Raw genomic sequence first — 19,315 nt, 5'->3', positions numbered from 1 at the left:
GTCGCGCGTCCTGCGTGGCGAAGGCCGAGAGGTCTCCGCTCGAGAGCGCCTGCTGGCGCGCCGTCAGCGCGTCGCGCGCTTCCTGCAGCGCCGCGGCGTAGTCGCCGGCCGGGGCGGACGGGGTCGACGGAGTGGGGTTCTCCGCCTGATCCGTCGGGGTCACCGACTCGTCTCCCGTGTCGGCTCCCGAGTCTCCGCCGAAGAGGGCGTCGAGCGCCTCGCTCAGCGTGTTCTCGAACGCGATCTTGTCACCGAAGGCGACCAGGACGCGGCGGAGCTGCGGCAGCTTCGTGTCACCGGACGACTGCACGAACACGGGCTGCACGTACAGCAGACCACCGCCCACGGGGAGCGTCAGCAGGTTGCCGTTGAGCACCTGCGACTGCCCCTGCTGGAGGATGTTGATCTGCGACGACACGTTCGTATCCGAGTCGAAGGTGTTCTGCACCTGGCCGGGGCCGGGCACCGTCGTCGCCGCGTCGATCACGAGCATGCGCAATCGCCCGTAGTCGTCGCGTTTCGTGCCCTTTTCGTCACCGGCGTTGGAATCGACCGCGAGGTAGCCCGTCAGCACGTTCCGCGCCTGACCGCCCTGGGACGCCGGGATGAAGCTCGTGAACATCGAGTACGACGGCGCATCCTGACTCGGCATCTTCATCGTCAGGTAGTACGGCGGCTGGAGCTCGTTCGCGTTCTGCGGGTCGTTCGGCGTCGCCCACCGGTTGTCCTGCTGGAAGAAGGACCGGGCGTCGTCGACGTGGTACACGCCGAGCATCGACCGCTGCACCTTCATGAGGTCGGTCGGGTAGCGGACGTGGCTCATGAGGTCGGCCGACATCTCGCTCCAGGGCTGGAGAGTCGACGGGTAGATCTTCTGCCAGGTCTGCAGGACCGGGTCCTGGTCGTCCCACGCATAGAGCGTCACACTGCCGTCGTACGCGTCGACCGTCGCCTTGACCGAGTTGCGGATGTAGTTGATGTCATCCAGTGCGTACGTCGGAGCCGGGTTGTTCGAGTCGGCGATCGCCCGAGAGAGCGACACACCGGTCGAGTACGGGTAGTTCGCGCTCGTCGTGTACCCGTCGACGACCCACTTGATGCGCCCGTCGACGACGGTCGGGTAGGGGTCGCTGTCGAGCGTCAGGTAGGGCGCGACCTTCTGCACGCGCTCCTTGGGGTTGCGGTCGTAGAGGATCTGCGAGTCTGCGTTGACGTAGTCCGAGAAGAGGATCTGCTCCGACTGGAACTTCAGCGCGTAGATGAGGCGGTTGAAGACGTTGCCGACGCTCGGACCGCCGTTCCCGCGGAACGTCGTGCGCGTCTCGGTGCCTCCGTCGGCGCCGAGCGGGTAGTCGAGCTCGATGTCTTCGCCCCCCTCGGGCCCGCCGACGATCGAGTACTGCGGCGACTGCTCACCGAAGTAAACGCGGGGCTCGTAGTTCAGGTCCGTGAGGAAGCCCGTTCCCGGGATGGCGCGTTCGAGGAAGACGGGGTCACCGTCGGCCGTGCGCTCGTTTCCCGCCGCGGCCACCATGCCGTACCCGTGCGTGTACACGAGGGTGGAGTTCTGCCACGAGTTGGCGTCGCCGAGCTGACTCGTGTTCAGCTCTCGGAGCGACACGACGGCATCCTGGCTCTGCCCGTTGATCTGGTAGCGGTCGACGTCGAGCGGCTCCGCGAACTGGTAGTACGAGCGGTACTGCTCGAGCTGGCGGACGGTGGGGCCGATGATGGCCGGGTCCATGATGCGCAGCTGGGCGGTGGATGCCGCGTCGTTGCGCAGCTGACCGGCCTGAGCGGTCGTCGTTGCCTCGAAGTTCTCTTTCTCGACCTTGTCGATGCCGTACGCGGTCTTCGTGCTGTCGAGGTTGCGCTGGTAGTACTGGCTCTCGAGCGACAGCTGGTTCGGGCGCACCTGGAACGTGTTCACCGCCCACGGGATCGCGGCCCCGACGACGATCGCCGAGACGACGAGCAGCGCCGTCGCGATCAGGGGGTAGCGCCACCGGCCGATGAACGCGGTGACGAAGAAGGCGAGAGCCACGATCACCGCGGCGATCGCGAGGATCGTCTGGCCGGGGATCACCGCGTTGGCACCGACATAACCCGGACCCGTGATGCGGTCGTCGGGCTGGATGAGCGTGCGGTAGCGGTCGAGCCAAAGGCTGGCGCCCTGGAGGAGCAGGTAGAGGCCGGCGAGCACAGCCAGCTGGATGCGCGCGGCCTTCGAGATGCGCAGCTCGCGCTGGCCCACCCGAACGGATCCGTAGAGGTAGGACACCACGGCGGTGAGGAGGAGAGAGACGAGGGCGACGGCGGACGCGAAGCCCAGGACCGCCGTGTAGAACGGCATCGCGAACATGTAGAACCCGGTGTCGAGACCGAACTGCGGGTCGGTCACTGCGGTCTGCACCCCGTTCGCCCACAGCCAGGTCGTCTCCCACTGTGCGGATGCCGCGAAGCCGGCGAAGAAGCCGAAGAAGATCGGGATTCCCCACATCGCCAGGCGCCGCAGGGGCTCGACGACCTCTTGGTAGCGATCGAGCTGAGAACTCAGCCGCGCGTAGACGGGACGCAGCCGGTACGCCAGCTGGATCGCCGCCCACACCGGGACGGCCATCGCGACGAATCCGACGGCGAACATCACGGCCCGCGCGATCCACTGCGTGGTCAGCACGGTCGTGAACCCGAGCTGCGCGAACCACATCCAGTCGGCGTAGAGGTTCGCGAACACGAAGAAGGCGACGACCAGCGCGGCGATGATCGCCAAGCTGATCGAGATGATTCGTCGGGAGCGGTTCGGCGGCGTGGCCTGGTTCGGCGCTGAGGTCGTGGTCACCACCTCATCCTAGGCGCGACCACTGTGGGTGAGCCGTGGATACTACGATCCCGTGCTGTTGCCCGCCTCGCAGGTCGGCAGAGCGTCGAGGTCGCCGCCTTCGCGAATCGTCTCCAGCACCTTCAGGGAGTCCGAGAGGGTCGACACCGAGAACACCCGGATGCCGTTCGGCACGTGGCCCACGACCTCGTTGCAGTTGGCCGACGGGGCGAGGAACCAGGTGGCACCGGCATCCCGAGCCCCGTAGAGCTTCTGACGGATGCCGCCGATCGCACCGACCTGACCCTGCTCGTCGATCGTGCCGGTGCCGGCGATGTGCTGTCCGCCGGTGAGGTCGCCGGGCGACATCTTGTCGATGATGCCGAGGGCGAACATCATGCCCGCGCTCGGGCCGCCGATGTCGTTGAGCTGGATCTTGACGTCGACGGGGAGATCGAAGCCGATGGCGAGCACGATACCGACGAGCCACTGCTGCTGCCCGTTGACCTCGCCCTGGCGCGGGGTGACGGTCACGGTCGTCTGAGTGCCGTCCCGGTCGACCCCGAAGGTCACGGGCTGACCTCCCGCGGCCTGGATGGCGGCCTTGACGTCGTCCGCCGTCGGGGTGGCGGCTCCGTCGACCGACTCGATCACGTCGCCGGCCTCGAGGAGGCCCGAGGCGGCACCATCACCGGTGACGCTCCCCACCACGATGCGCTGGGGGACGTCGTAGCCGAGTTGGCGCAGCGCGGCCGCGGAGGCCTCGAGCTGCGAGTCGGTCATCAGCGCGGCGTTCTCGGTGTTGCGCTGCTCGGTCGTCTGCCCCTCGGGGAAGATTCGGTCGATCGGGATGACCGCGCGGGAGGGGTCGAACCAGGCGGCCGCCAGTTCGATCCAGGAGGGCCGACGCTCGCGGTTTCCGTTGACCTGGACGGTGAGCAGATCGAGCTGGCCCGTCGTCGGGTCGCCCTTCTCGTCCGGCACCGTGATGAGCGGCACGTCGACGCCGTCGGCGTTCTTCGACGTTCCGAGCGTGTCGAGCACCGGCCCCGGCTGTTGGATCACGTACGCCGTCGGCAGGAACGTCAGGACGAAGAGCACCACGACCGCGACGGCGAGGGACCACAACCCGAACAGGGTCGTGCGCGACCGTCGGCGTGCGGGAGCGGGCACGACGGAGACGTTCTCGTCGAACAGGGTCACGGGTCCTACCTTTACCGGGGATCGTTCGCGCGCGGCGTAAGCGGCGTGGAGCCGAGCCGGGGAGAGCGAGGAAACGTGCGACTAGCGTAGATCCCGTTCCCCTTGACCTGGCTGAGAGGCGAAGAAGTGGCAGACGACGACCGGAACCCTGAAGAAGAGTTCCAGGAGCTCATGCGTCGCCTGATGTCGGGCGACATGACCGGCATCGATCCCGAACAGCTCTCCCGGCTGTCGGGCATGCAGATCGACCCCGCGATGCTGCAGGCCGTGATGAGCCAGCTGCAGGGCGCGTTCGCGGGCACGCAGGAGGGTGTGGACTGGAGCCTGGCCGAACGCCAGGCGCTGCACATCGCCAATCAGGACGGTCTGGGCGTCACCGCGGGTCAGAGCAGCGACCTGTCTCAGGCTTTCGCCCTCGCGAACCTCTGGCTCGGCGAGGCCACGAACATCGCCGAGCTCTCGCAGCCCGCGCGCGCCGTCACCCGCGGCGCGTGGGTCAGCGCGACGCTTCCCGTCTGGCAAGAGCTCGCCGAGCCGGTGGCGACGAGTATCGCCGACGCACTGACCGACGCCCTCGGTCAGCAGGCACCCGACGACATGCAGGAGATGATCGCGGGCGCGGGCCGCTTGATGCGCACGGTCGGCGGCTCATTGTTCGCGACACAGCTCGGGCACGTCGTGGGTCGACTCTCCACCGAGGTCGTCGGCGGCGGAGATGTCGGCATCCCGGTCATGCCCGACGGCGAAGCCGCGATCCTGCCGCAGAATTTCGCCGATTTCGGCCGCGATCTCGAGATCCCCGACGACCAGCTCGCGCTGTACCTCGCGACGCGCGAACTCGCCCACGCACGTCTCTTCCGGCACGCGCGCTGGCTGCGACTGCACGTCATCTCTCAGGTGCGCGATTTCGCGCACGGTATCCGCGTCGACACCGACGCTCTCGAAGACCTCGCGTCGCGGTTCGACCCCTCGCAGCCCGAGGAACTCCGCAGCGCGTTGGAGAGCGGTGCCCTGCTGCCGGCGCGCTCGGAGGAGCAGACCGCGGCGCTGACGCGCCTCGAGAATCTGCTCGCCACGATCGAGGGCTGGGTCGACGTCGTCACGGAGGACGCGACGTCCCGCCTCCCTGCCGCGGCGCGTATCGCCGAGGCGGTGCGACGTCGCCGCGCGGTGGGCGGTCCTGCCGAGCAGGCTCTCGGTTCGCTCGTCGGGCTGGAACTGCGTCCGCGCCGTATGCGCGAGGCCGCCGCGATGTGGCGTGCCGTCACCGACGCGGTCGGGGTGGCCGGCCGCGACGCCCTCTGGGACTACCCCGACCTCATGCCGTCGGCGGAGGACATCGACGATCCGGCACGCCTCGTGGAACGGGTCGTCGCCACGTCGCGCGGTGAAGCCGCCCCGACGGATGCCATGGACGACGCGCTCGCCCAGTTGCTGGCGGAGGAGGACCTCGCCGATCAGGACCGTGACGGCGCTCCGGGCCGAGAGGAGTCCGACGGCGACGAGGGGACACCGGGCGACCAGCGTCCGGTCTGACTCCTCCTCCCCAGCAGCCGCCGCACTGCTGCGGCGTGTGGACAAGCGGGCGCGGCGCGGGAGAGCCCGAGATCATCGGTGGATGATCCGACTCGACCAGGCCGCTCCCCCGCTCTTCCGCTCCGACGGCACCGTGCAGTTCGGCGCGCCCGCCCGCGCTCGCGTGGAGTACTCGGCGCCGTGGGTGGAACGCGCGATCGACGCGCTCGAGGCGGGGACGACGCGCAGCGAACTCCGCGCACTCGCTCGCCTGCATCGCGCACCGAACGCGGACGCCGACGCCGATGCGCTGCTCACGACGCTCTCCCCCGCGCTCGTGCGCTCCCGACGCCCCGGGACGTTCGTGGTGCAGACCGCCGACGACCTGCCCCCGGCCGCCGTCCGCGCGGTGCTCGCCGCCCTACCGGCGCGGAGCCGGCTGGTCGCGTGGGCGGGCGCCGACACGGCGCCGGTCGCGGCCGGCTCGCGCGTCGTGCTCCTCGCGGCGCATCGCGTGGATCCTCGCCGGGCATCAGCCCTCCTCCGCGAGGGTGTCGTGCACCTGCCCCTGGTTCTCGACGGAGCCAGCGCGACCATCGGTCCCGTCGTCCACCCCGGACGCACGGCGTGCTTGTCGTGTCTGGATGCCACGGCACAGCGCCTCGACGGGTCATGGCCGCTTCTCGCGGCGCAACTGCTCGCCCGCCCGTGCGCGACCGCCGATGTCGCTCTGGCCGCGGAGGCAGGACGCGCCGCTCGGCACCTGCTCAGCGCGCGGCCTGCCGTCCCGTCCCGCTCGCTGCGCCTGCGCGTCGACTCGCTCCGGCGTGTCTGGGAAGACCATCGGCCGAGCGCAGACTGCCGGTGCCGATCTCTCGAAGGAAACGCGACGGCTCCCGATCCGCCCGGCCACGACCTCGAGCCCAGCTCACCGTCAGCGATCGCGCCGCTCTCGTGACACCGACGTACGCGAGACGACGCTCCTCGTCGACGGCTTCGAACGTGGTGGCGTACGAAATGGGGAGAAGGCCCTCGCTCACGCCGATGAGGAAGACGTGCTCCCATTCGAGTCCCTTCGCCGCGTGGAGGGTCGAAAGGGTGACGGTGCGTGTCGCGGGCTCGTGCTGGTCGCGCGCCCTCGCCTGCAGATCATCGGTGAACGAACGCAGGTCGGTGCCGGGAGCCGCTTCCTCCGCGAGACGTAGCAGCGCCGCGCGGGCCTCCCAGCCGTCGCGGAGCGCCCCACCCGCCTGCGGCGGATCGTCCGTCAGCCCGACCCCGCGCAGGACGTCGCGGACCGTCGTCAGGAAGCCCGTCTCCACGGGAGCGACGGAAGCGGCGCGCAGAGCCATCAACGCCTGCCGCACCTCCGGCATGTCGAAGAACTTGCGGCCGCCGAGCACCGTGGCCGCGATTCCACGAGACGAAAGAGCGTTCAAGACGACCGCGGACTGCGCGTGCGAGCGATAGAGGATCGCGATGCTGTCGGGATCGGCACCGGCGGCGATGATCCCGGCCACCTCGGCGGCGATCCCGGCGGCCTCGGCTTCGTCATCCTCATACGCGAACACCGCGGGGACAGGGGCGTCGCCCTCGTGCGCCGCGACGAGCTCGAGCGCACCGGCACGGCCGCGCATGAGGTCGTTCGCCACCGCGAGCACCGCGCCGGTGGAGCGGTAGTTGCGCTCGAGCCGGACGACACGAGCGTCGTCGTACGTCCGGTCGAACTCGAGGAGGTAGCGGGCGTCGGCCCCGGTGAAGGAGTAGATCGTCTGGCTCGCGTCACCGACGACGCACAGATCACGTCGATCGCCGAGCCAGAGTTCGAGCAGACGGTTCTGCAGGGGCGAGACGTCCTGGAACTCATCGACGGTGAAGTGTCGATACTGCTCGTGAACCGCCGCGGCGACACGGGGTTCCGCCTCGATCATGCCGGCGCAGGTGAGGAGGACGTCCTCGAAGTCCATCTGCCGGCGCTCGTCCTTCAACTTCTCGTACGCCCGCTGAAGGTCGACGACCTGCTCCACGCGCAGTCGTCCGACCCCATCGGGACGCGCCGCGGCGTACTGCTCGATGGATCGCATCGTCACTTTGCGCCACTCGATCTGAGCGGCCACATCGCGCAGGGTCGCGGTGTCGGGCGCGAGCCCGATGCCGTCCGCGGCGTGAGCGAGCATGCGCACCTTGTTGTCGATGATCGACGGTGCCTGATCGGCGGCCAGCGTCGGCCAGAAGTAGTTCACCTGAGCGAGAGCGGCGGCGTGGAAGGTGCGAGCGGACACCCCGTTGACCCCCAGGGCGCGCAGTCGTCCGCGCATCTCCCCGGCGGCCTTCGCCGTGAAGGTGACGGCCATCACTCGCTGCGGCGAATAAGCACCCGTGTCGACACCGTGCGCGATGCGGCGCGTGATCACGCGGGTCTTTCCCGTGCCCGCCCCAGCCAGGACGCAGACGGGCCCGCGCAGCGCGCGTGCCGCCTCCAGCTGGTGCTCGTCGAGTCCGTCGAGCGCGTCGGAGGTCACGCGGCGCCCCCGTACCAGTCCTCGATCAACCGACGGGCGATGGAAGAGGTTCCGGGCAACTGCACGGCATCCTCCCCCCTCAGCGCCGCCCCGATCTGCTCCCGATCGAACCAGCGGACCTCGACGATCTCCTCGCCGTCGGCGCGGACCTCGGTGTCGTCGAGGATGCGGGCACGGAAGCCGAGCATGAGCGAACGCGGGTACGGCCACACCTGCGAGCCGCGGTACTGCACGTCCTGCAGGCGTACTCCGGCCTCCTCGAGGATCTCGCGCGCGACCGCGTCCTCCAGTGACTCACCGGCTTCCGCGAACCCGGCGAAACACGAGTATCGACCCCCGCCCCACGCGGCATTCGCGCCGAGGAGGATCCGGTCGGGATCGGTCGCCGACGAGAGCAGCACGATCACCGCGGGGTCGGTGCGCGGGAAGTGTTCCCGTCCGCAGCGAGGACAGTGACGCGACCACCCGGCATGACGAAGCTCGGTGCGCGTTCCGCACGCCGGGCAGAACGGCGCGTCGCGCAGCCACCCGGCGAGGGCGACCGCGGTGGCGAAGATCTCCGACTCGTCCGCGGGCAGATCGCCCCCGACGCTGCGGAGTCTGCCCCACTCGACGGACGGGGAGAGGTGCAGGTCGTCGTCGTCATCGATGACGGCGAGAAGGAGGGCGTCATCGTTCCCGTCGCGCCCCAGAAAGGCCCACTCGATCGCCTGCCCGACCTCATCGGTGCGGAGCAGCGCCAGACGCCCGTCGTCGACGGGCGACGCGTCTGCCCGCACGGCCAGGACACGGGTTCCGGATGCCGAGCGCTCGCGCGACAGCAGATCCTCGGCGGTGCGCTCGTCTCCGCGCCTGTCGAGCGCGCCGCCCGGCCATCGAGCGGGAGACGGGGAATCGGGCGGCACCGGAACGGGCAGCGGCATCGAACACCTCTCTCAAGGGCGTGGCGCAAGGGGAAGGAGCGAGCACGCGACCTACCCTGGGTGCATGGCCCGCTCGCCCCTCACTCTAGCCGCGTCGGTGACGGCGGCCCTCCCCCGGATCGGCGTGACGCGCGTCGGAGCGCTCACCGAGAACGCCGCGGGCCGCTTCGACGCCGCGCTCGTCCACCTCGACGACGGACGGACCGCTGTCGTGCGCCGCCCCTCCGCGGAGGAGTTCGCGTCGGACCTCGCCGCCGAGTCTCGCGCGCTGCACGCGCTGACCCCCGGGGTGCGGGCCCTCCTCCCCTTCGCCGTTCCCGAAGTGCTCGGCGAGAACGGATCCGGCATCGACCGCGTCCTCGTCACGACCCACCTCGAGGGCTATCGCATCGACCCCGCGCACCTGCCCAAGGGTCCTGGTTACGCTCCGGCCATCGGCGGCGCGTTCGCGGCCGTTCACGCGCTCCCCGTTTCGATCGTCCGCACCGACGGCCTTCCGGTCCGCTCCCCCGAGCAGGTACGCGACGACACGGCCCGCCTGCTCGACCGCGCCGACGGCACGGACCGCGTTCCCGACGGTCTCATGCTGCGATGGCGGCAGGCGCTCCGCGAAGACGAGCTGTGGCGCTTCGAATCGGCCGTGGTCCTGGGGGGTGGGACGAGCTCCTCCGTGCTGCTGGAAGACGACGACGACGAGATTCCGCACGTGACCGGCGTGCTCGAGTGGTCGGGGCTGAGCGTCGGCGATCCCGCCATCGACCTGCGGTGGCTGGCATCCGCCCCCCTCGCCGCCGACGATGTCTTCGCCGGCTACACGGCCGCCGGTGACCGGTCCCCCGACGCCCTTCTTCGTGAGAGAGCGCGCCTGTACGCCGAGCTCGAGTTCGCGCGCTGGCTCGTCCACGGGTACGACGCCGGCGACGCGGCGGTCGTGTCGGACGCCGTCGCCCTCCTGGAGTCGTTGGTCGAGGGCGTCCGCGGCGACCACATCGTGGCCGACTCGCGCACGGACATCGACGACGCGCTCGCCCTCGTCGAGAAGGTCCCCCCGGCGGTGATCGGGGGCGTCGACACGTCGATGCAGACCGACGCGTACGATCCCGAGGCCCTCTCGCTCTACCTCTCCGCGGAGCGGGACCGCGAGGCGGCGGCCGCCGGTCTCGCCGCCGCTCTGGCAGACGATGACTTCCCCCGGGCGACGGCCCCGTCCGACGCCGTGGATCTGCCCCCGGCCCTCAGCGAGGAACCCGGTCCGACCGCGCCGATCGACCTCGACGGGTGGACCGACGCGCCGTGGCGCACTGACCGGTCGGACGCCGAGTCTTCGACCAAGGACGCCCCTGGACTCGACGTTCGCGGCGACGCCGCGGCTGCTGACGGCGCTGACGCCGCCGCCGCGGACGACGCCGTGGCACACGACGACGAGGAAGACGCCGCGCGGGCGAGCCGCGCGGCCCTGCGTCGCTGGGGCGTGACGGGGGACGACGTCTGAGCGCACCGCGCGCAGATCACCCGCGGAGGACCAGCTCGTCTCCGACGTAGAACAGCACGACGTCGATGGCATCGAGTGGAATACCGTGCTTCGCGTGGTACGCCTCCCGATAGAGCTCGAGCTGGACCATACGGGACCGCCGGTCCTCGGCCGTCGCCGGCGGCTTCCCCGTCTTCCAGTCGACGATCTCGTAGCGGTCGCCGCGTCGGTAGACCGCGTCGAGCTTGCAGATCACGACGTGTTCGCGGCCGTCGAGGCGCCGCGTGACGAAATCGATCTCCGTCTCGACCTCGAGGGGCTGCAGGGTCGCCCACTCGGACCGTTCGAAACACTCGCGCAACCGCGCAAGTTCCGCCGCATCGGCGGCGGACGCTCCGAACTCGTCGTCATCCCACAGGGCTCCGTCGTCCAGGCCGAGGCCGGCACCCACGAGTCCTGAGCGCTGCTCGACCCAGGCGTGAAACAGCGTTCCGAGACGCGTCTGCCGGTACGGACGCTCGGGCATCGGCCGTCGGACCTCGTCGACGGCCGCGCCGTAGTCGGCGACGAAGTCCTTGAATCGCGACGCCGGGATACGCGTCGGCGCCGGGGCGTGGAGCGGCTGCAAGCGCGCGGCGCGCTCGGCGAGGAGCAGGGCGAGGTCCGCATCCGGCTCTGCCGGCGCCGCGCTACGCGCTGCTGCGACGTCCGCAGCCGCGGCCGTCACGGCCGTGCGCCGAGACCCGAGGGGGTCGAGCGGCCAGTGAAGCAGGCGCCGCTCCCCGTCGTACGGGTCTTCTCCCGCGTCGTCCACCGAGAGATCGAGCTCCAGGGCCTCCGCGGCCTCGTCGAGGAACACGCTCGGCCGGCGCGGCTTCTTCGTGCCCGACCACGTGGACCCCGACAGCAGCAGGTGATCGCGCGCGCGAGTGAAGGCGACGTAGGCCAGACGACGGTCCTCGTCGAGCTGACGCGCGCGATTCGCCGCGACGAGGTCGTCGATGGCCGCCTTCAGCTCCTGTTGTGTTTCGGCACCCCTCCACCCGAGAACGGGCAGCCACGCCGCATCGCCGCGGAAGTCGGAGGGCAGGATGCCGAACCCCAACCACCCCTTGGTGTCGCGCGGCAGCGAGGGAAGCTCGTCCGTGACCAGACGCACGACCGCGACGGCATCCCACTCCAGCCCCTTGGACCCGTGGATGGTCAGGAGCTGGACCACGTCGTCTTCGGGCGGCTCGGTGCGCGGCGCGAACTCGTCCGCCTGTTCGGCGTGGTCGAGCCAGGCCAAGAGGCTCGTCACCGAACCGGACTCGTCGGCGGCGAGGAACCCGCGGATCTCGTCGACGAACGCGCGCAACTGCGCCGAGGCGATGCGCGCGGGTCCGCGCGATTCGTTGGCGGCGAGCTCGATGTCGAGACGGAGTTCGGCTTCGATCAAGCGGATGATTTCGGGAATGGGGGCGCCGATGCTTCGCCGCAGGCCCGCGAAGACCGCCCCGGCCTCGCGCAGACGCGACCGCCCTTCGGGCGTGATGTCGGAGAGCCAACCGTGATCGTCACTCTGCCGGGCGATGAAGTCGAGCGCATCGACGAGAGATGCGCTGTCTCCACCGGGCGTGGCTCGCAGCCGCTCGACGACATCGCGCTCGAGCGGACGCAGAGCGACGTCGTGCGTGGCGAGACGCCGCGCGAGCTGGGCGAGCGCACGCAGGTCCGCCAGGCCCACCGCCCACCGCGGTCCGGACAACAGGCGGATCAGCGCGGAACCCGCCTCGGGGTCGCTGATCACGCGCAGGGCGGACACGACGTCGACGACCTCGGGCGTCGTCAGCAGGCCGCCGAGCCCGAGGATCCGGTGCGGGATGCCACGGCGTCCGAGCGCGTCGCCGAATCGCACCATGTGCTTCTTGCTGCGGAACAGGATTGCTCCGGTCGTGCCCAGATTCTGAGCCTGTCGGGCAGCGCGCACGCCGGCGAACCACGACGCGACGCGATCCGCCTCGGTGTCGAGATCGTTCTCGAAGACGAGTTCGACCAGGCCGTCCGGCGCACCCGGGCGCGCACGGAGCGCCTCGACCGCGATGGGCGATCGGTCCGCGAGCGGAGCGAGGACGGCGTTGGCGACGTCGAGGACGCGCGCGCTGTTGCGCCAACTGGTCAGCAGCGAGAAGTGCCGGCATCCCCCGTCCGGAGAGAACGCGGCGGGGAATCCGCCCAGGTTGCCGGCGCTCGCGCCACGCCACGCATAGATCGCCTGATGGGGGTCGCCGACGGCCATCACGCCCGTGCCCGCGAAGAGGGTCGAGAGCAGATCTGTCTGGACGACCGAGGTGTCCTGGTACTCGTCGAGGAGAACGACGCGGTAACGCGACCGCAGTTCGGACACGACGGCGGGGTGCTCTCGGACGATCCGCAGCGCACCGGCCACCTGATCGGCGAAGTCCATGACACCCAGCCGGGTCTTCTCTCGGTCGTAGTCCGCGGCGAGGGTCGCGAGCAGACCGAGGGCGGACACGCGCGCGGCCGCGTCGGCGACGTCTTTGTAGACGGTGACGCGCGCCGAAGTGGAGGGTCTCTCGACGATACGGCCGAACTCATCGGGGAAGGCGGCGAGGCGTTCGAGGTCGACGAGGTTGTCCACTCCGTCGCGCGCGATGCGTAGCGCGGCGTCGATCACGGTGCGGGGCGACTCCTGCCGCTCCTCGAGTCGCGGGTCGTCGGACATGAAGACCACTCGTCGCATCAGAAGCCACGCCGCGGACTCGGAGAGGATCGCGGACTCGGCGTCGCGCCCGATCCGCAGCCCGTGCTCGCGAACGAGAGAATCGGCGAAGCTGTTGTAGGTCGAGACGGTCGGACGGTGCAGCAGCTGGTCGCCGTCGCCGTCGCCCGTGGCGGGTGCCGCGAACTCGTCGGCGAGGGCATCGAGGACCTCGCGTCGCGCCGCGTCGCCCCGCGCTCCGTCCCGAGAGGCGAGCTCGGCGAAGACCGCGAGGCGCCCGGCGGCATGCAGGTGCGGCAGCAGGGGCAGAAGACCGCGCGTCTCGAACTCCGAGAGCCTCTGGAGGCGCCGTTGGATGCGTTCGGCCAGTTCGCCCGCCGCCTTGCGCGTGAAGGTCAGGCCGAGCACTTCGTCACGACGGACGATGCCGTTGGCGACCAGCCAGACGACGCGCCCCGCCATCGTCTCGGTCTTTCCGCTTCCCGCTCCGGCCACGACGAGCGCCGGGGCCAACGGCGATTCGATGACGGCGGTCTGCTCGGGCGTGGGCGGAAACTGACCCAGCGCCGCGGCGATCGTCGCTGCGGAGAGTGTCGGGCTCACGAGGCGCTCACCGCCGACACCGTGTGGATGCGGCAGAGTCCGTACGAGAATTCATCGCGGCAGTGGACCTCGTAGGGAGCGGCGAACGTTCCGCCCCTCATCACGCCGACCGCCCTCTGCACCCGCTCGACGAACGCGGTGCGCGCCTGGTCGTCGAATGGCGGCTGAAGCGGCTCGGCGTAGTCCTTCGTGACCGCACTGGGTCGCAGGACGAGGAGTTTCGCACCTCCGGGCGTCAGACCTCCGGTGTTCTCGATCGCCCCCGAGGCGAACGCCAACTGGTACGCCGCCAGCTGCGGGTTGTCGGCGACCTTGGCATCCGTCTGCGGTTCGTTCTTCCCCGTCTTGAGGTCGACGATCACCACCTGTCCGGACGCTGACACCTCGACACGGTCGATATCGCCACTGACCACCGCACCGTGTACACCCGCATCGTCGATCGGAATCGGAACCTCGAAGTGGCGCTCCGCGCCGATGAGCCGACCCCCGGCATCGTCGAAGCGACGAAGATACGTCGCAAGGCGCCTGACGAGGTCGCGTGCGCGCGTCCGCTCGGCGCGCTCCCGCCAGGCGGCATCGAAGACCAGCTCTCCCCACCGCTCCTCGACCACCGCCCAGAGATCGTCCTCGGACGTGGATGCCGCCGTCTCGAGGGCCGCGTGGATGATCGTGCCGATGCCCGCCGTCGTGCCGCTGCGGTCACCGCCGAGGTCGGCGATCACCCAGTTCAGCTCGCACTCTTCGAGCGTGTGCAGCCGCGAGGGCGAAACGCGCACGTCTTCGCGCGTGAGGTCTCGCAGGGGTGCCGTCGAGGTGGGCGCGGCGACGCCGTACCACTGTTCCGGCGCGGCCCCCGCGACATCGGCGGCGGCGAGCAGCGCGAGCTGACCGGCGGCATGGCGACGTTCCGCGGCCGGGACGCGAGGCACGGTCAGCGCCCGACGGTGCCGGGCGACGAGTCCCCGCAGCGACAGCGGATGCTCGGGGATCGCGGATGCCGGCTCCGGCGTGGGCAGCATCTCGAACAACACGCTCGGCCCGGTGTCGTCGTCGTCGACGGCGGTCACGATGAGCTGGGTCCCGGCGCGGGAGATCGCGCGGACGAACAGCCGCAGTTCGTCGTGCATCGCCGACCGACGGCGGTCGAGCATGCCCGCCGCGGGCAGGTCGGGGAACTGCACCGCGTCGGCGAGACGCCACGTCTCCAGCAATCCGCCACGCAAGCGCGTGTTCGGCCAGATCCCGTCCTGCACGCCGGCGACGATCACGGTGTCGAACGCGGTTCCCGCGGCGGCCGCGGGCGTGAGGACGCGCACGGCGTCGATCACCGCGGGCTGCTCGATGCGGTCTTCGGCGACGTCGCTGTCGAGGATCGCCCGGAGGAAGACGGCCGCTTCTCCGTCGGGTTCGCGTTCGGTGAAGCGTTTCGCCGCTTGGAACAGCGCCACCACCGCGTCCAGGTCGCGATCCGCCTGCTCCGCGAGCGGCCCCTGCCCGCGCGCCGTCTCGCGCCACGAGCGCGCGAGCCCACTGCGCTCCCACGCCGTCCACAGCAGCTCGTGCGCCGTCGCGTGCTCCGCCGACTGTCTCCGCAGGACCGCGAGCGTCTCCGCGAGCCGGGCCGCCCGGCGCGCCTCTCGCGAGTCGATCGACGCGAACTCGAGGGGATGCCGAAGGCCCGACGCGAGAACCTCGCCCGCCGAGCGGGTACCGCCCTCCTGCAGCTCCCGGTGCCGGAGTTCGGTGCGCAGTCGACGGAGTTCGATGGGGTCGAAGCCGCCGAAGGTCCCGAGCAGCGCATCGCCGATCGACTCCGGCGACCAGTCGAGGGGGTCCGCCGCACCCAGCTCGACGAGTGCGACGAGATCGCGTACGGGCCGCTGGGCGCCGAGAGCGACGCCCGGGCCGCTCGACCGTGCCGGCACCTCTCGAGCGGCGAGTTCGGCTTCGAGGGCCGCGACCTGCCGCGAATCGTGGGCGATCACGGCGCATGCCGCCCACGGCACTCCATCGAGCACGTGGCGTTCGCGGAGCAGGCGGGCGATGGCGTCGGCCTCTTCGGCCGGCGACCGCAGGAGGAACGTGCGGACGGACCCGGTCGGTGCGGCACCCTCGGGGGCGCGTCTGTGGGCCACAATGCCCGCCGCACCGATGCGTGCGGCCACCGTGCGCACGAGATCGACCTGCTCGGGGGTCCCCCTGTGCACCGTTCCGAGCGTCGCGAGGTCTCCCAGCTCCCGGGTGAGCCGCGCGAAGTTCTCGGGCGTCGCGCCGCGGAACGCTCCCGAACCGACGTCGGGATCGCCGAACGCGACCACGCCGATCCCGAGGGCACGGCACGCCCGCAGGAGGTCGACCCCGCCGCTGGTGAGCTCTTGCGCATCGTCCACGAGGATGCAGCGGAGCGCCGCGAACCGTCCCAGCATCTCGCGATCGCGCACCGCCTCGCTCAGGATGCCGACGGCTTCGCGCGCGAGATCCGCGGCGTCCCGGTGCGCACCGCGCATCCGTCGCCGGACATGGCGATACTCACGCGTGAACGAGGCCAACGACTCCCACACCTCCACGTCGTGATGCGCGGCCAGGGCCGACAGGTCGTCGGGGCTGAGACCGAGATTGGTGCACTCCGCGAGGAAAGCACGGAGGTCGCCGCGGAAGCCGCGGGTCGCCCGGATCGCGGGGCCGAGCCAGTCCGGCCAGCGCGAGAAGCCCTCGGCCTCGTCTGCGGCGTCGCCGTCGAGCAGGTCTTTCACGATCTGGTCTTCGTCTCCGCCGGTCAGCAACTGCGGCGGCTCATCGCCCCGGCGCACCTCTGCTCCGCGCACCAGCTGGAACGCGAACGAGGCCAGCGAGCGCGCCAGCGCTCCCGAAGTCGCTCGCCCTACCGCGAGGGCGAGGGGGTCACGCAGCGCCGTCGCTGCGGGCCGTGTCGGTGTCAAGACGAGGATGTGGTCCGGATCCACCCCGGACTCCACCAGGTGCCGCACGCGCGCGACGAGCGTCGAGGTCTTACCCGACCCGGGCGCGCCGACGACGACCCCGCTCCGTCCGGCGTCCCATTCGACGACCTCACGCTGATCCCGGTCGAGGACGGGCGGCGAGGTGTCGCGATCGAGCATGTCTTCCACGCTAGCCGGGGCTTCCGACATCGACCTTCCCCCACGCTCCGTACCGGGTCGTGCGCCCGCACCCTGCGCCTTCACGACCGCGCGTTCGCCATCCGCGAAGCGACGCCTCGGGCGCGGCTCCGTGTCGGAGGGCTGCCCTAGAGTCGAAGAGCACGCCGGGCCGACCGCGACCCGGGTGGAAAGGACGCATCGTGGAGATCCGCATCGGCATCACCAACACCGGCCGCGAACTGAGCTTCGAGACCAACGAGAGCTCCGATGTCGTGAAGTCGTCGGTCGCTTCCGCCCTCGACAGCTCCGCGAGCCACGTGACGTTCACCGATGTCAAGGGCAACTCCTACATCGTGCCGACCGCGAACCTCGCTTTCGTCGAGCTGGGCACCGAAGAGTCCCGCCGCGTGGGCTTCGTCGCCTGACACCCGCCGCATGCAGATCCTCCTCGGCCTGATCATCGGAGCGGTCGTCGGCCTCGGCGTCCACTTCGCGCTGCCGCACCGCGACGTGCGGGGTGTCGCCCTGGCGCCCCTCGCGGGTGCGGCGGCATCGGGTGTGACGTGGACCGCGCTCACATGGGCGGGGCTCACCGTCGAGTCACCGATCCTGTGGCTCGCCGCGATCGCGGCACCCGTGCTGACGACCGTCGTGCTCGTGCCGTTGGTGTCTCGCATCCGCCTTCGGCGCGACGACGCCGATCGCGCCCGCCTGGGCATCTGACTCGGCGTCGCAGGCGTCTTCTCGAAACGTCGACCGAAGCCGGATCTCCCCGCCTCAGGCCGCCAGGCCCATGGCATCCATTCGTCGCGCGTGGGCGCCCATGAGCTCGGTGAACACGGGTTCGACCTTCGCTTCTTCGGCCCGGTCGAGTCGCGGATGCCGCAGCGCCGCCCGCGCGACGAGCAAGGTGTCCCCCACCAGGCGCCGCCCCCAGAGCGCGAGCAGCCAGCGCCACTCTTCGTCGCTCTCGATCGCCGCACCGAGAATGTCCACGATGGCCTGCCGGTCGTCGTCCGCCTGCAGGATGCGCGCGACGCGGCGGCCGGTGTCGCCGTAGCTCGACGACAGCGCGAGGTAGAAGTCGTCGAGCATGCCGGCCGTGATGTGGACCGAGAGCATCGTCTCCTGCGGACGCACCCCGTGGGTGTTGCGCCGGAAGGCGTCGAGCGACTCGCGGAACGGCAGCATGAGCTGCGTCGGGTCGGCTCCCCGCTCGCGGATCAGCCCCACGAGCTCCTGATGCTTGATCAGTGCCGCTCCGGCCGCACGCGAGAGCGACTCCTTCTCGGCGAGCTCCGGCGTGAGCGCGATGAGTTCGCTGAGCGTCTCGAAGAACCCGAGCTGCAGGTACGCGGCCTGTCCGAGGAAGGTCTCGATCTCGGGAGCGAGCTCCGCGAAATCGACGCGCAGGGCCTCGCCGAGGTCTCCGCGCGAGCGCAATTGCAGCGTTCGACCGACCGGGCGCTGACGACGACGGAACCACTCGAACACGCCTACAGCCTAGGCGTCGGGGGCGTGCGAAACACTGTTGGGTAGAGTGGACACGCCCCGGCGATGGATCGGGGCCCCGCGCCTGTGGACGAGTGGAGGGCGTGGATCCGACTCCCCAGGCGGTTTCTCACCGCCGGAACAGGCACGCTCATGACGACATTCGCCGACCTCGGCGTCGATCAGGACATCGTCGATGCCCTGGCATCCAAAGGCATCACCGAGGCCTTCCCGATCCAGGAGCAGACGATCCCCCTCGGCCTCCCCGGCCAGGACATCATCGGTCAGGCCAAGACCGGTACGGGCAAGACGTTCGGGTTCGGCATCCCGGTCGTCCAGCGCCTCGGGCCGAACCCCGAGCCCGGTGTCAAGGCGCTGATCGTGGTCCCGACGCGTGAGCTGGCCGTCCAGGTCTACGAAGACATGGACATGCTCACCTCGAACCGCCCCACCAGCGTCGTGGCGATCTACGGCGGCAAGGCGTACGAGGGCCAGATCGACCAGCTCAAGGCCGGCGCGCAGATCGTCGTCGGCACCCCGGGCCGCCTCATCGACCTCGCCAACCAGCGCCTGCTCGACCTCTCGCACGCGACCGAGGTCGTCCTCGACGAGGCCGACAAGATGCTCGACCTCGGCTTCCTCGCGGACATCGAGAAGATCTTCTCCAAGGTTCCGGCCGTGCGTCACACGCAGCTCTTCTCGGCCACCATGCCGGGTCCGATCGTGGCGCTCGCCCGCCGCTTCATGTCGAACCCCATCCACATGCGCGCCAACGACCCCGACGAGGGCCTCACGCAAGCGAACATCAAGCACCTCGTGTACCGCGCGCACTCGCTCGACAAGGACGAGGTCATCGCCCGCATCCTGCAGTCCGAGGGGCGCGAGAAGGCCGTCATCTTCACGCGCACGAAGCGCGCCGCACAGAAGC

Annotated in this window: 12 protein-coding genes; 5 read left to right on the top strand and 7 right to left on the bottom strand. The window is 70.4% G+C overall.

The window, feature by feature from the left end:
• The coding region (locus tag P2P98_RS13590; protein WP_275800555.1) for a UPF0182 family protein at window positions 1-2,839 on the bottom strand (2,839 nt) is incomplete at its 3' end.
• A 42-nt stretch (window positions 2,840-2,881) separates the two neighbouring features.
• On the bottom strand, window positions 2,882-4,021 hold the full coding sequence (locus P2P98_RS13585; RefSeq protein ID WP_275800553.1) for a S16 family serine protease: 1,140 nt from the start codon (window positions 4,019-4,021) through the stop codon (window positions 2,882-2,884).
• A gap of 126 nt (window positions 4,022-4,147) precedes the next feature.
• On the opposite strand from P2P98_RS13585, the gene P2P98_RS13580 reads away from it, so the two are divergent.
• Window positions 4,148-5,557, top strand: a complete 1,410-nt coding sequence (locus P2P98_RS13580) for a zinc-dependent metalloprotease (RefSeq protein WP_275800550.1) — start codon at window positions 4,148-4,150, stop codon at window positions 5,555-5,557.
• Between the two features lie 746 nt (window positions 5,558-6,303).
• Here P2P98_RS13580 and P2P98_RS13575 read toward each other — a convergent pair.
• Together P2P98_RS13575 and nudC are read right to left on the bottom strand one after the other, a co-directional pair.
• Window positions 6,304-8,058, bottom strand: coding sequence for an ATP-dependent helicase (locus P2P98_RS13575; RefSeq protein ID WP_275800548.1), 1,755 nt, complete (start codon window positions 8,056-8,058; stop codon window positions 6,304-6,306).
• Entirely contained in the window at window positions 8,055-8,981 is a 927-nt protein-coding gene (gene nudC, locus P2P98_RS13570) for an NAD(+) diphosphatase (RefSeq protein ID WP_275800546.1), read from the bottom strand. The genes P2P98_RS13575 and nudC overlap by 4 nt, the downstream gene beginning before the upstream one ends.
• A gap of 64 nt (window positions 8,982-9,045) precedes the next feature.
• On the opposite strand from nudC, the gene P2P98_RS13565 reads away from it, so the two are divergent.
• Window positions 9,046-10,473 carry an aminoglycoside phosphotransferase gene (locus P2P98_RS13565; protein WP_275800545.1) on the top strand — a complete coding sequence of 476 codons (1,428 nt, stop codon included), beginning with the start codon at window positions 9,046-9,048 and terminating at the stop codon, window positions 10,471-10,473.
• Window positions 10,474-10,489: 16 nt separating this feature from the next.
• On the opposite strand, the gene P2P98_RS13560 is transcribed toward P2P98_RS13565, so the two are convergent.
• The gene (locus P2P98_RS13560; RefSeq protein ID WP_275800543.1) at window positions 10,490-13,777 is read right to left on the bottom strand and encodes an ATP-dependent DNA helicase; all 3,288 of its coding nucleotides are present in this window, start codon (window positions 13,775-13,777) and stop codon (window positions 10,490-10,492) included.
• Window positions 13,774-16,896 carry an ATP-dependent DNA helicase gene (locus P2P98_RS13555; RefSeq protein ID WP_275800541.1) on the bottom strand — a complete coding sequence of 1,041 codons (3,123 nt, stop codon included), beginning with the start codon at window positions 16,894-16,896 and terminating at the stop codon, window positions 13,774-13,776. Before P2P98_RS13555 ends, P2P98_RS13560 begins: the two co-directional genes overlap by 4 nt.
• A gap of 200 nt (window positions 16,897-17,096) precedes the next feature.
• Between P2P98_RS13555 and P2P98_RS13550 the strand changes: the two genes are divergently transcribed.
• Together P2P98_RS13550 and P2P98_RS13545 are read left to right on the top strand one after the other, a co-directional pair.
• Window positions 17,097-17,321: a DUF3107 domain-containing protein gene (locus P2P98_RS13550; RefSeq protein ID WP_058596625.1), complete on the top strand. Its 225-nt coding sequence runs from the start codon at window positions 17,097-17,099 to the stop codon at window positions 17,319-17,321.
• Between the two features lie 10 nt (window positions 17,322-17,331).
• Window positions 17,332-17,619, top strand: coding sequence for a hypothetical protein (locus tag P2P98_RS13545; protein ID WP_275800538.1), 288 nt, complete (start codon window positions 17,332-17,334; stop codon window positions 17,617-17,619).
• Between the two features lie 54 nt (window positions 17,620-17,673).
• Here P2P98_RS13545 and P2P98_RS13540 read toward each other — a convergent pair whose 3' ends face one another.
• Window positions 17,674-18,390 carry a ferritin-like fold-containing protein gene (locus tag P2P98_RS13540; RefSeq protein ID WP_058596627.1) on the bottom strand — a complete coding sequence of 239 codons (717 nt, stop codon included), beginning with the start codon at window positions 18,388-18,390 and terminating at the stop codon, window positions 17,674-17,676.
• 150 nt (window positions 18,391-18,540) lie between these two features.
• Here P2P98_RS13540 and P2P98_RS13535 point away from each other — a divergent pair.
• The coding region (locus P2P98_RS13535; protein WP_275800537.1) for a DEAD/DEAH box helicase at window positions 18,541-19,315 on the top strand (775 nt) is incomplete at its 3' end.

The organism is Microbacterium sp. Kw_RZR3 (assembly GCF_029222405.1).
Classification (GTDB): Bacteria; Actinomycetota; Actinomycetes; order Actinomycetales; family Microbacteriaceae; genus Microbacterium.
Note: the sequence above shows the minus strand (reverse complement) of the source record. Positions and strands in the feature narration are given on the sequence as shown.